Annotated in this window: 8 protein-coding genes and 1 pseudogene; 5 read left to right on the top strand and 4 right to left on the bottom strand. The window is 61.2% G+C overall.

From position 1 onward, the window contains the following. The first annotated feature begins 3 nt into the window (after positions 1-3). Together lpdA and AC3IT9_RS12595 are read left to right on the top strand one after the other, a co-directional pair. A complete protein-coding gene (gene lpdA, locus AC3IT9_RS12600; protein ID WP_489273264.1) occupies positions 4-1,386 on the top strand; it encodes a dihydrolipoyl dehydrogenase in 1,383 nt (460 codons plus the stop codon). Positions 1,387-1,634: 248 nt separating this feature from the next. Continuing rightward, positions 1,635-2,654, top strand: a complete 1,020-nt coding sequence (locus AC3IT9_RS12595; RefSeq protein ID WP_008052737.1) for a branched-chain amino acid aminotransferase — start codon at positions 1,635-1,637, stop codon at positions 2,652-2,654. Positions 2,655-2,989: 335 nt separating this feature from the next. Here the strand turns inward: AC3IT9_RS12595 and AC3IT9_RS12590 are convergent, their stop codons facing one another. Then, complete coding sequence (locus AC3IT9_RS12590) at positions 2,990-3,772, bottom strand: DeoR/GlpR family DNA-binding transcription regulator (protein WP_150756137.1); 783 nt, start codon at positions 3,770-3,772, stop codon at positions 2,990-2,992. Positions 3,773-4,199: 427 nt separating this feature from the next. Here AC3IT9_RS12590 and speF point away from each other — a divergent pair. Continuing rightward, positions 4,200-6,383 (top strand): annotated as a pseudogene (gene speF, locus AC3IT9_RS12585) (ornithine decarboxylase SpeF). A gap of 48 nt (positions 6,384-6,431) precedes the next feature. On the opposite strand, the gene ppk2 reads toward speF, so the two are convergent. Beyond that, positions 6,432-7,250 (bottom strand): polyphosphate kinase 2, encoded by an 819-nt coding sequence (ppk2, locus tag AC3IT9_RS12580; RefSeq protein ID WP_150752821.1) that lies wholly within the window; start codon positions 7,248-7,250, stop codon positions 6,432-6,434. Positions 7,251-7,308: 58 nt separating this feature from the next. Further along, entirely contained in the window at positions 7,309-9,030 is a 1,722-nt protein-coding gene (locus AC3IT9_RS12575; protein ID WP_489273263.1) for a SulP family inorganic anion transporter, read from the bottom strand. Between the two features lie 322 nt (positions 9,031-9,352). On the opposite strand from AC3IT9_RS12575, the gene AC3IT9_RS12570 reads away from it, so the two are divergent. Both AC3IT9_RS12570 and AC3IT9_RS12565 read left to right on the top strand, forming a co-directional pair. Next, positions 9,353-9,805 (top strand): hypothetical protein, encoded by a 453-nt coding sequence (locus AC3IT9_RS12570; protein ID WP_489273262.1) that lies wholly within the window; start codon positions 9,353-9,355, stop codon positions 9,803-9,805. Between the two features lie 280 nt (positions 9,806-10,085). Further along, positions 10,086-11,033: a helix-turn-helix transcriptional regulator gene (locus AC3IT9_RS12565; protein WP_489273261.1), complete on the top strand. Its 948-nt coding sequence runs from the start codon at positions 10,086-10,088 to the stop codon at positions 11,031-11,033. Between the two features lie 242 nt (positions 11,034-11,275). Here AC3IT9_RS12565 and AC3IT9_RS12560 read toward each other — a convergent pair whose 3' ends face one another. Then, entirely contained in the window at positions 11,276-13,195 is a 1,920-nt protein-coding gene (locus tag AC3IT9_RS12560) for a tyrosine-protein phosphatase (protein ID WP_489273260.1), read from the bottom strand. Between the last annotated feature and the right edge of the window lie 167 nt (positions 13,196-13,362).

The following is a 13,362-nucleotide window of genomic DNA, read 5'->3' as shown; positions in this document are numbered from 1 at the left end:
CGAATGCAAACTTTGAACACCAAGCTGCTGATCATCGGCGGCGGCCCTGGCGGTTATGTCACGGCGATCCGTGCCGGCCAGCTGGGCATCCCGACCATCCTGGTGGAAGGCCAATCCCTGGGCGGCACCTGCCTGAACATTGGCTGCATTCCGTCCAAGGCACTGATTCACGTCGCCGAGCAGTTTCATCAGACGCAGCACCACCATCAGCTTTCGGCCCTGGGCATCAGCGTTTCGGCGCCGACCCTCGACATCACCAAGAGCGTTGAGTGGAAGGACGGCATCGTCGATCGCCTGACCACCGGCGTTGCCGCGTTGCTGAAAAAGAACAAGGTCCAGGTCGTTCAAGGCTGGGCCAAAGTGGTTGACGGAAAAACCGTGGATGTCGGCGACACGCGCATCCAGTGCGAGCACCTGGTGCTGGCCACCGGTTCGAAAAGCGTGAACCTGCCGATGTTGCCGATTGGCGGGCCGATCATCTCGTCCACCGAAGCCCTGGCGCCGACATCCGTGCCCAAGCGCTTGATCGTGGTTGGCGGTGGCTACATCGGTCTGGAGCTGGGCATTGCCTATCGAAAGCTCGGCGCCGAGGTCAGCGTGGTGGAAGCGCAGGAACGCATCCTGCCGGCCTACGACGCCGAACTGACCCAGCCTGTGCACGACGAACTGAGAAAACTCGGCGTGAAGCTTTACTTGAAACACAGCGTGCAAGGCTTTGATTCAAAAGAAAATACCTTGCAAGTACTGGCCCCGAACGGCGCGACCCTGAACCTGGAAACCGATCAGGTACTGGTGGCCGTCGGTCGCAAGCCGAACACCCAGGGCTGGAACCTCGAAGCGCTGAACCTGGACATGAACGGTTCGTCGATCAAGATCGACCACCGCTGCCAGACCAGCATGCGCAACGTGTATGCCATCGGTGACCTGAGCGGCGAACCGATGCTCGCGCACCGGGCCATGGCCCAGGGCGAGATGGTCGCCGAGCTGATCAGCGGTAAATCCCGCGAGTTCAACCCGACCGCCATCGCCGCCGTGTGCTTCACCGACCCGGAACTGGTGGTGGTCGGCAAGACCCCGGACGAGGCCAACGCCGCAGGTCTGGACTGCATCGTGTCGAGCTTCCCGTTCGCCGCCAATGGCCGGGCGATGACCCTGGAGTCGAAAAGCGGCTTCGTGCGGGTGGTCGCCCGTCGGGACAATCATGTGATTGTCGGCTGGCAGGCGGTGGGCGTAGGGGTGTCGGAGTTGTCCACGGCGTTCGCGCAAAGCCTGGAAATGGGCGCGCGGCTGGAAGACATCGGCGGCACGATCCATGCGCACCCGACACTGGGTGAGGCGGTGCAGGAAGCAGCGTTGCGGGCGTTGGGGCATGCGTTGCATATGTGATTCAGGGCGATTGATGGCGGCTGTGATGGCCCCATCGCGAGCAAGCTCGCTCCCACAGGTTTTGTGAACACCACAGAACCATTGTAGGAGCGAGCCTGCTCGCGATTTCTCAAGAGCGACGCAATTTCTGCCGATCACCCGATAGTCTGGGCTGCGATTTAGCCCAAGAATGAAGTATTGTTGTCCCCATCCAAAAAACGTCAGAAGCCTTGAACCGTTTCGGCGGTTGTTCAGTGATAGAGGGTGTCATGGGTAACGAAAGCATTAATTGGGACAAGCTGGGTTTTGACTACATCAAGACCGACAAGCGCTATCTGTCGTACTTTCGCAATGGCGAGTGGGACAAAGGCACCCTGACCGAAGATAACGTGCTGCACATCAGCGAAGGCTCCACTGCCCTTCACTATGGCCAGCAATGCTTCGAAGGCATGAAGGCCTATCGTTGCAAGGACGGCTCGATCAACCTGTTCCGCCCGGACCAGAACGCCCTGCGCATGCAGCGCAGCTGCGCCCGCCTGCTGATGCCGCAGGTGGAAACCGAGCAGTTCATCGAAGCCTGCAAGGCAGTGGTCCGTGCCAACGAGCGTTTCATTCCGCCGTACGGCACCGGCGGCGCGCTGTACCTGCGTCCGTTCGTGATCGGCGTGGGTGACAACATCGGCGTGCGTACCGCCCCCGAGTTCATCTTCTCGATCTTCTGCATTCCGGTCGGCGCCTACTTCAAGGGCGGCCTGACCCCGCACAACTTCCAGATTTCCAGCTACGACCGCGCCGCGCCACAAGGCACCGGTGCCGCCAAGGTCGGTGGCAACTACGCCGCCAGCTTGATGCCGGGCTCCAAGGCCAAGAAAGCCCACTTCGCCGACGCCATCTACCTGGATCCGATGACCCACACCAAGATCGAGGAAGTCGGTTCGGCCAACTTCTTCGGGATCACCCACGACAACAAGTTCGTGACCCCGAACTCGCCATCGGTACTGCCGGGCATCACCCGTCTGTCGCTGATCGAGCTGGCCAAGACCCGTCTGGGCCTGGAAGTGATCGAAGGCGACGTGTTCATCGACAAGCTCTCCGACTTCAAGGAAGCCGGTGCTTGCGGTACTGCGGCGGTGATCACGCCGATCGGCGGCATCGACTACAACGACCACCTGCACGTGTTCCACAGCGAAACCGAAGTCGGACCGGTCACCCAGAAGCTCTACAAAGAGCTGACCGGCGTGCAAACCGGCGACATCGAAGCGCCAGCGGGCTGGATCGTCAAGGTTTGACCTGACGCCAGACACACAAAAGCCCCCCATCGGGAGACCGATGGGGGGCTTTTTGTTTGCATTGTACTGACGAACCCACCACGCCAACTGTGGGAGCGAGCTTGCTCGCGATGAGGCCATCACATTCAACATCGCTGTCGCCTGACACTCCGCCATCGCGGGCAAGACGGATCGCCGCACCGCCGCTCCCACAGGTTCAGCGGCTGTACGCAGAATCTGCGAACTACCCAAATCATTGTGGGAGCGAGCTTGCTCGCGATGAGGCCATCACATTCAACATCGCTGTCGCCTGACACTCCGCCATCGCGAGCAGGCTCGCTCCCACAAAGAGCCACTCAAGCCTGCACCACCTCGATCCCCAGCGCCCGGTAGTCCTCGACATTGCCTGACGCCACATGCCGTTCGGTGATCAGCGTGTGCACGCGGTTGCAAGGCGCGACGACAAAGGGTTCCACCGCGCCGAGTTTGTCCGCCGTGGTGACGGCAATCACATGGGAAGCACAGTCGAGCATCGCCTGTTTCACCGGCACTTCATCGAAATGCAGTGAGCTCAAGCCCACCTGCGGGTGAATCGCGCAGACCCCGGTAAACAGCAGATCGGCCTTGATGCCCGCCAGCAGCCGCAGGGTTTCGTGGCCGCTGGCCGACATCGTCGCCGGGTTGAGCTGGCCGCCCGCCAGAATCACCTTGATGCCTTTGTATTCGGACAAGGTAATGGCCGTCATCGGCGACGCGGTGATCGCGGTAATGGCGATCTCCACCGGCAGCGAACGCGCGATCTGCAAGGTGGTGGTGCCGGAATCGAACACCACGATCTGACCGTCCAGCACCCGTTGCGCGGCCAGTTGCGCCAGATGGGTTTTCACTTCATCGGTTTCACTGATCCGGGTGAAATAGTCCTTGCCGGTGTCTTTGGGCCGCGGCAACGCCCCGCCGTGCACCCGCTGCACCAGGCCGGCACTGGCCAGCTCCGCCAGATCCCGGCGGATGGTGTCTTCGGACACCGCGAAATGCAGGCTCAACTCCGAGGCCATGACCTTGCCGTCACGTTCGAGGATCAACAGGATTTTTTGCCGGCGTACTGATGGAAGTTCGGCAGCGGAATGGTTGTCGTGCATGTTTTTGCTCGTTTTTGCGTGAAACTGCGCGTTACACGAGAGTATCCGCAACCCGGAGCAAAAACAACGAACCGGCCAAGTATCATTTTTTTCGATCTTTCAAATCATTACGCCGAATTTTTTATTTTCCCGTGACCTGTTCAAGATGGCGCCGTCACTCATGTTTCGGAATGGAAACTTCATGAATATCAATTTTGCTTTTGCGTGCATGATCGTGGTCTCGTTCACGATTGCGCTGGTTCACGCCTGACCGACAGGTCGCGGGGCGTCAAGATGTGCAAGGTCGCGGTAAAAGCCTGACAGATCAGGAATATGCTCTATAACCAGTGGTGACACGATTTCCGATCAGGGGAACTGGAAGGCTCCCCCGGAAGTTGATCTCTAAAAAAGCTGCGGACAATTGAGTGCCCGCCAGGAGACGCCACTGATGAAAGCCCTGAAAATCGCCGCCAGTGAAGGCGCATCCGCCTGTTTCCTGAACGCCCGGGAGGTGGTCCCGCTCGGTCACACCGACTTCACCGACGTCGCCGTGGCCGTGGTGTCGGTCAATGACGTGTTGGCCGGATCCCTCGACACCATTCAGCGCACCGGTTTTGATATCCCGATTTTCCTGGTGGCGTCCCCCGGCACCAGCACCCACCCCCGGGAAGTCTACAAACACCTCAATGACGTGCTGCTGCAAGTGAACGGCATCTTCGACCTGTCCCCCAGCAACGTCGAATACCACGGCAACCAACTGGAGACCGCCGCCAAGGCCTACGAAGCAAGCCTGCTGCCGCCGTTCTTCGATGCGCTCAAACACTACACCGAGGCGGCCAACGCGACCTTTGCCTGCCCCGGTCACCAGGGCGGCCAGTTCTTTCGCAAGCACCCGGCCGGTCGGCAGTTTTTCGACTTCTTCGGCGAGACGCTGTTTCGCGCCGACATGTGCAACGCCGACGTCAAGCTCGGCGACCTGCTGATCCACGAAGGCCCGGCACTGCTGGCGCAGAAACACGCCGCGCAAGTGTTCAATGCGGACAAGACCTACTTCGTGCTCAACGGCACCTCGGCCTCGAACAAGGTGGTGACCAACGCGCTGTTGACCCCCGGCGACCTGGTGCTGTTCGACCGCAACAACCACAAATCCAATCACCAGGGCGCGTTGCTGCAGGCCGGTGCCACGCCGGTGTACCTGGAAACCGCACGCAACCCCTACGGCTTCATCGGCGGCATCGACGCCCACTGTTTCGACGAGGACTACCTGCGCGAACTGATCGCCGAGGTCGCCCCGGACAAGGCGCAGTTGCCGCGGCCGTTCCGCCTGGCGATCATTCAACTGGGCACCTATGACGGCACCATCTACAACGCCCGGCAAGTGGTCGACCGCATTGGCAAGCTGTGTGACTACATCCTGTTCGACTCGGCGTGGGTCGGCTACGAGCAGTTCATCCCGATGATGAAGGACTGCTCGCCGCTGTTGCTGGATCTCAATGAGAACGACCCGGGCATCTTCGTCACCCAGTCGGTGCACAAGCAGCAGGCCGGTTTTTCCCAGGCCTCCCAGGTGCACAAGAAGGACCGCCACATCAAAGGCCAGGCACGCTATTGCAACCATCACCGGCTCAACAACGCGTTCATGGCCCAGGCCTCCACCAGCCCGTTCTACCCGCTGTTCGCCTCGCTGGATGTGAATGCGCGCATTCACTCCGGCCGCAGCGGCCTGCGCCTGTGGGAAGACTGCGTGAAGTTCGGCATCGAAGCGCGCAAGTTGATCCTCGAAGCCTGCACCATGGTCCGCCCGTTCGTACCGCACAGCATTGAAGGGCGCGCCTAGGAAGACTATCCAACGGAAGAAATCGCCAACGACATCCGCTTCTTCGAGTTCCATCCCAAGGATCGCTGGCACGCCTTTGCCGGCTACGCCGAGAAGCAGTACTTCATCGACCCGTGCAAGTTGCTGTTCACCACGCCGGGCATCGACCCGGTGGACGGCAGCTACACCGACTTCGGCATTCACGCCGGCATCCTGGCCAACTTCCTGCGCGAGAACGGCATCGTCCCGGAAAAGTGCGACCTCAACTCGATCCTGTTCCTGCTCACCCCGGCTGAAGACTGGGCGAAGATGACCCACCTGGCGGCGCAAATCGCCCGTTTCGAACGCTTCATCAGCGATGACGCGCCGATGAGCCGGGTGCTGCCGGCCATCTACGCGCAGCATCAGGAGCGCTATCGCAACTACACCATTCGCCAGCTCTGCCAGGAAATGCACGATCTGTATCGCCATCACAACGTGCAGCAGTTGCAGAAGGACATGTTCCGCAAGGAACACTTCCCGAAAAAGGCCATGAACCCGCAGCAAGCGCAAATCGAGTACATCCGCGGCAACGTCGAACTGGTGGCGCTGGCGCAGGCCGACGGGCGTATCGCCGCCGAGGGCGCGCTGCCTTATCCGCCGGGCGTCTTGTGCGTGGTGCCGGGAGAGATCTGGGGCGGCGCGGTGCTCAAGTACTTCCTGGCCCTGGAAGAAGGCATCAACCGCTTGCCCGGTTTCACGCCGGAGTTGCAAGGGGTGTACCTGAAGCAGGAAGGCGGTCGTACCCGGGCGTACGGGTACGTGATCAAGGCCTGATGCTGCAGCAGGAGCCGGCGTGGGCCGGCTCCTGCCCAATGCATCGTTCTAGAACTTTTCCGCAATGAACTTGAACGGATAGTTCGGATCCCGATAGTTGCCGGGACTTTGGCGCTTGGGCAGTTTCACTTTCGCCCGCGGTACTTCCTCGTAGGGAATGCTGCTCAACACATCGTTGATGATGTTCAGTCGCGCCCGTCGCTTGTCATTCGAGTTGGCGACCCGCCACGGGGCGAATTCGGTGTCGGTGGCCTCGAACATGTCGTCCCGGGCACGGGAGTAGTCGTACCAGCGGTTATAAGACTTGAGGTCCATGGGCGACAGCTTCCAGATCTTGCGCCCGTCGGTGATACGCTCCTTGAGGCGTCGGGTCTGTTCTTCCTGGCTCACTTCAAGCCAGTATTTGATCAGGATGATTCCCGATTCCACCAGTGCCTGCTCGACGCGCGGCACCACGGTGAGAAAATTGCGCACCTGCTCATCGGTGCAAAAGCCCATGACCCGCTCAACTCCGGCGCGGTTGTACCAGCTGCGATCGAAGATCACCACTTCGCCGGCCGCTGGCAGGTGCGGCAGATAACGCTGCACATACATCTGGCTTTTTTCCCGCTCGGTCGGCGCCGGCAGCGCCATTACCCGGAACACCCGCGGACTGACCCGCTCGGTGAGCGCCTTGATGGTCCCGCCCTTGCCGGCGCCGTCACGACCCTCGAAGATGATGCAGACCTTGGCGCCCGTGTGCTGCACCCACTCCTGCAGCTTGACCATCTCGACATGCAGCTGCGCCAGCTCCTCGAGATATACCTTGTTCTTGAGCTTGCCGCTTTCAACCGGTTTGCTTTTGGTTGCGGCCTTCTTCTTCGCCATGCCCGTTACCTCCTTCAATGCGTCACATAGCGTCCGGAGTGCCCCCGGCCGCGTTCATTCAGCGTCGACTGCGCTGATAATGTTCAACCGCCAGTTCCAGGTTCAGGAACATGCGCGCCTCGCCCAGCGTATGGCCCAGGGGTGCCTTGATGACCATTTCCCATACGCTCGGGCTCATGCCCACCAGCCACAATGAAATGCCTTTTTCCTGCAGTTGCTGTTCCGCCCCGGTGAGCATTTTCAGCGCGGTGTACTCCAGGTCGAACACGCTGCGCAGGTCCAGGACCACGACCTTGGGGTTCGCCACGTCAATCAGCGGCCGGATCTTGTCGGCGATGCGCTCGGCATTGGCGAAGAACACCCGCCCTTCAGGCCTGAGCAACAGCAGCCCGTCAAAGTGTTCGTCGTCTGCGTGGTCGGTGGCCTGCGGGCGATAGACATTGGTGCCGGGCTTGCGTCCCAGGACATGCACGGGCGGGTCCGAGACCTGATAGGCCAGGGCCAGCAACGAGACGATGATCGCCACGACGATCCCTTGCAGCGTGCCCAGCAGTATCACGCCGATCATGGCCACCACGGCCCAGGCAAATTCGGTACGACGAACCGACAGGATCTCGCGAAATTCCGCCGGCTCGATCAGGCCCACCGAATACACGATCACCACGGCGGCGAGCGTGGCGTTGGGCATCAGGCCAATGAGCGGTGCCAGCAGCAGGCACGTGCCCAATGCCAGTGCGGCGGTGACCAGTGCGGCCAGTTGCGAACGGGCGCCGGCCAGGCGGTTCACCGCCGTCTGGGTGGTCCCGCCTCCGGCGACCATGGCCCCGAGAAACGCACCGCCGATGTTGGCAACGCCTGTGGCCAGCAGCTCCCGGTTCGGTTGTGGCGCGGGCTCGTCACTGCGGGCGAAAGCGCGCCCCGCCGCGATGGTTTCGGTGAAACTCATCAGCGCGATACCCATCGCCGAGGACCACAGGGTCTCGACCATCGACCATACCGGCAGGGTCGGCGTGGGCAACCCGATCGGCACCACGCCGACGGCGGACACACCAAAGCGCTCCAGGCCAAACAGGCTCATGCCGATGATGCCAAGCGCCACTGCAATCAAGGGGGCGGGCAGCCGGGGCGTAAAACGCTTCATGCCCACCAGCAGCAGGACCATGAACACACCGACCGCCACGGTCGGCAGCGAGGCATGGCCGACGCTCTGGACCGTGGCCACCAGGTTGTGCAGGAAGCCGCCTTTGTCGATGTGAGTGCCCAGCAGCTTGGGCAACTGGTCGAGCACGATGACCACGCCGATGCCGGCCTTGAAACCCACCAGCACCGGTTCGGAAATGAAATTGGCGACGAAACCCAGGCGCAGCAGCCCCGCGACAATCAGGATCGCGCCCACCATCAGGGCCAGCGTGGCGGAACCGGCGAGCAAGGTCGCCGCATCGCCATCGGGGCTGAGCTGGCCCAACGCGGAGCCGGCAAGAATGGCCAGGGTGGTCGTGGTGCTGACGCTAAGCGGGCGCGATGTGCCGAGCACGGCATAGATCACCATCGGCACCAGCACCGTGTACAGCCCGACCTGCACCGGCAGGCCGGCAATGGTGGTGTACGCCAGCGCCTTGGGAATGACCACGGCCGCTGCCGTCAGCCCGGCGACCACATCGCTGCGCAGCCAGTCTGGCCGATAGCTGCCGAGCCATTCCGGGATCAACAGGCTGCGCAAGGTTCCCCGCTGTGGAGTGCCTGGAATCCGCTCTTGCGGATGGCTGCCTTGTTGATTCATCAGTCACTCCGGTGGCAAATCTTCCATGCGGATGATGAGTGGGCTCAACTGACCGCACAATCCTTTAACTGCACGCGCAACCATTGCAAACCTTCATTGGCATCGAAGCGCGTGTGTCAGCAGGCAATACACGCAGACTCGACCAGTTACAAATGTAGCCGGTTTGCACGGCTACGCCGCCACATGGCTGGCGAAGGAGACAGACGCCCCACCATCACCACTAAAAAATGGAAAGCCTTATATGGACGACGTCATGAACGCGATAAATGAGCTATACCCGCTAGTTCTCCCCATTGCAGTTCTTCAACTCAGGAGTTTGGCAATGAAGCTCAAAACCTCACTGGCAGCACTCATGGTTGCGGCAAGCCTTTTCGGCTGCACCACTTCATCGACCCACGGCGTGAACGTCAACCTGGTCGCCACTCGGCAAAACGCCGGTCAGATCGGCACCGTCACCTTGACTGACTGGGACAAGAAAACCGGGCTCAGTTTCTTCATCAGCGGTGCTCCAATGGGGGTTACCCTGCCCCTGCGCCTTTACTCGTTCATCAATAACGGCACCTGCCAGCAACCCGGGTCAGTCGCCTACGCGATGAACGACACCGTCAACACCGAAGCCCAACCCGTACGCGGCTGGTCCTTTACCAGAACCGCGCCTGTGCAGCTGCAAACCCTGCTGGACGGCAAGTATTCGGTGGTCGTGCGAACGGCTTCCACCGATGGCAACGTCGATATCTTTTGCGGGGATATCAAGGCAACAGAACCAGTGAAATAACCCCGGCCGTTTCAGGTCGGCCCACGCCCGAGTACCGCTCGCGCCACCGGTTGTCCGGTGCGAGCGGTGGCGTCGGGTGAACGGAAAGGGGGCCAGCGGCAACAACCAGTAACAAACCTGTCATTACTCACTGATAACGTCCAAGCGCTTTCCCGAACCGCATCCGCTCGATCTCCGATCGCCCAGTTCCCTGTACCAGGGCTTTGCCCATCCGCTCAAGGTGCCACTTCAGGTGTACGCAAGCACGACGCGCAAGCAAATCATCATCAGGTCCAACGACATGAGCTGCGACGACTTTGGCGCGTTGTTCTCGAACCTGTTCGGCAACCTCTATTCCGACTCTGCGCCGCCGCCAAAAAACATCATCATCGGCGGGGTCTACGGCCGGCACGAAGGTGTCAGTTTTCGTCGCATGCACTATCGCGGTGACTTCACGGTGGCTTTTCCCGCCCCCCTTGATGAAATCACCTTTGTCATTCCCACCGCCGGCAAGATCATTTTCAACCACCTCACCGAGTCGGTCGGTTTCGCCCGGATCGGCCTGGCGATCGACAAGGCCGAGGTCCGCTCGGCGCGCTTTGTCGACAATCATGCGCAGCACGGGATTTCGATCAGCCGGGCGCTGATCACCGAACGACTGTCGATGTTGCTGGGCAAGCCGATCCTGCAAAAAATCTGTTTTGAGCCCGTGGTGGATCTGAGCGTACCAGCCTTGCAGGGCATCAAGGCGCTGGTGGACATGGCCACCGGAACCGAGTTCGACCTACTGATCAACACAGGTTCGCTGATGCCTTCGCGCCTTCGCGAAATGCTGGTCGATGCGGTGCTGGAAGCCTGGCCGCACAACTTCACCGAAGCCCTTCAACGCCCTTCCCCACTGTTAGCGCCACGGCATGTGAAGCTGGCCGTCGAGTACATTCAGGAGCACCCCGAGCACCTGGCCAGCGGCACGGAGCTGGCTCAATTGACCAACGTCAGCCTGCGTGCATTGCAGGAAGGTTTTCAACGTTTCATGGGCACTTCGATCGTTGCCTATCAGCGCCAGGTACGCCTGGAGCGCGCCTTTGCCGCGCTGTCCCAGGGGGTATCGCCGTCGGTGACAGACGTGGCCTTGCAACACGGCTTCAGCAATGTCGGCCGGTTTTGCCAGTATTTCCAGAGCGCCTACGGCATCAGTCCCGCAGACGTGAGAAAGGGCCTGCGAACGCGGCCGATGGCGATCAATTGAGGGGTTAGCGGGAGCACTCGCGAAAGCGGAATGTCAGCCGCCCTCTTCGTTGGCTGTGAGTCCGTCTTCGCGAGCAAGCCCGCTCCCACACTTTGATCGGTGTCGCACACAATTCCGCGAACGAAAAAAAACACTGTGGGAGCGAGCCTGCTCGCGAAGGCGTAGTGACATTCAACATCTACGTCGACTGACACGGCCTCTTCGCGAGCAGGCTCGCTCCCACAAATTGCTTTAACTAACCGTCAGAACAGATAACTGGCCTTCAGCCCACCATTGAAGCCATGGCTGTCGCCGCCACCGCTGGCGCCGATTTCTGCCCCCACGCTCCACGGACCAAGGTTGGCCATGACGTTGACGCCACCGCTGAACTGGTCACGGTTGTCGAAGGCGGCTTGCTGTTCGATATCCAGGCCCAGCAGTTGCCCTTCGCTGTCGACCTCATCGTCGCCCAACACATGCTCGTAGCCCACTTGCACGCCCGGCACCACTTGCCAGGCACCGAGGTCGACAGGTGCAAAGGATGCGTTGAGGTTGGCCACCGCGCTCTTGCGGGTCTGGTGGATGCCGTCGACGTCCAGGGCCAGTTCGCTGCCTTTTTCCTGGAAGCCCGACAGGTTGATGTGGCTGATCCGCACGCCGAGGCTCGGCTCGAGGGTCACGCCGTTCACCGGCACACGGTAACCGAGCGCCAAGGTCGCGCCGGTGAGGTTGCCATGGCTGTTGCCCTTGGCCGTGCCCAGACCGCCGCCGAGTTCGCGCTTGCTCTCGTAATCGAGATAGCCGGCGCTGGCATCGGCATCCACAAACAGGCCGCGCTCCAGACCGTTCGGTGCGAAGCGTGCGCCGACACTGAAGAAGGTCAGGTCGGTATCGGCCTCGCCACCTGCGCCACCGACATTGCCGCTGCTGTAGCCGAAACCGGCATGGGCGCTGAGCTGTTCGGAAAAGCGCTGGGTCAGGCCAATCATCATGCCCTGGCTATGCTCGTTGCTGCTGGAGGCCTGGGACGAACCGTCGGTGCCCAGATACCCCGCCAGGGCGGTGCTCCACAGGCGATATTGCCCGGACTTGAGGCCGATGCCGCTGGTGAACGGCGCGGCGGCCTGCTCGATCATCGCGCCCTGGCGCAGCAGGTAGCTCGCAGCGTCGGCATGCACCTGACCGCCGACGGTGGACTCCACGCCCCCGAGGCTGCGGGCATCGATGGCCGACTGCAGGTAGTAGTTATAGGCGCTGTAGGTGCCCGACAGGTTGCTGTTCTGCAGTTGTTGCAACAACTGCGCGCCGGCCGCGGCGTTGCCCGCCAGGTCCGCGGCGCCAGGCAGGCTGTTGTAGAACACCATCTTGCCGCGCAGCACGTAGATGGTTTCCTGGGACAGGCCGAGGCCTTCCTTTAGGTAGTTATCCATTGTGCCGTACTGCGCGGTCACCTGGTCCAGGCCGGCTTGCAGGTAACTGGCCTCCACACCGATCAGCGGCCCATAGATGGTCGCCAGGCTCGGTGGCAAGGCCGCCATGGTCGCCTTGATGCGCGCGGCGGTGTAGTCGTTGGTCGCCAGGTAGTTGCTCATGATGGTGGCATCGTCGACCCCGGCGATGCTTTGCAGCACAGCGGCGGTCCAGCCCGTGCGGTCCTTGCCGGCGGTGCAATGAAACAGCGCGGCGCCATCGACCGTGGCCAGCTCATTGAACAGCTGGTTGAACTCGCTGCGCATCCCCGCGTTCCGGACGAAATCACGGTTGGTGTCCTGCATCATGGCAGTGGCTTCGGCGGCACTGTGGAACGCGATGTTGGTGATGTTCGCGCCAGACGTGGAACCGCCGATGATGTCGATGTTGGTGTACGTCGCACCCGTGGGCATCGTGTCGGGCGTGGCGGCGATCTCGCTGGGCGTGCGCAGGTCGTAGACCGCCTTGATGCCCAGGCCGTTGAGGGTCGCCAGATCCGCCGCCGATGGCGTCAGCGCGTTGGAGCGGTAAAACACCCCGCCTCGCATCGTGCCGTCATTGGCGGTGGAATACGCGGTGGTGAGACCGGCGACATCGCGCAAGTTATCGATGCTCTTCAGGCGTGGGGTGTTGAGGGGGACAGTCTCGGCGGCCTGGGCGGCAGAGATAGACAGGCTCAAAACAGACAGCGAACACACAAGTCGTTGGAACACAGTGCAGCCTCATTGAAATCGCGTTGGGCTGACTAATATCTACATTGAAATGGCGCTGAACATGACAAATCGCCGGCAAACGCAAATCACTGCGCGATGTGTCCGGGTGGCTCGTTTTCTGTCCGTGTAATGCCCGTTGTGCGGCCAACTTTGGTGCCGGAAATGAT

Source organism: Pseudomonas sp. KH_046_1 (assembly GCF_057839025.1).
The sequence above is the reverse complement of the archived record's forward strand: the minus strand, read 5'-3'. Positions and strand labels throughout refer to the sequence as shown.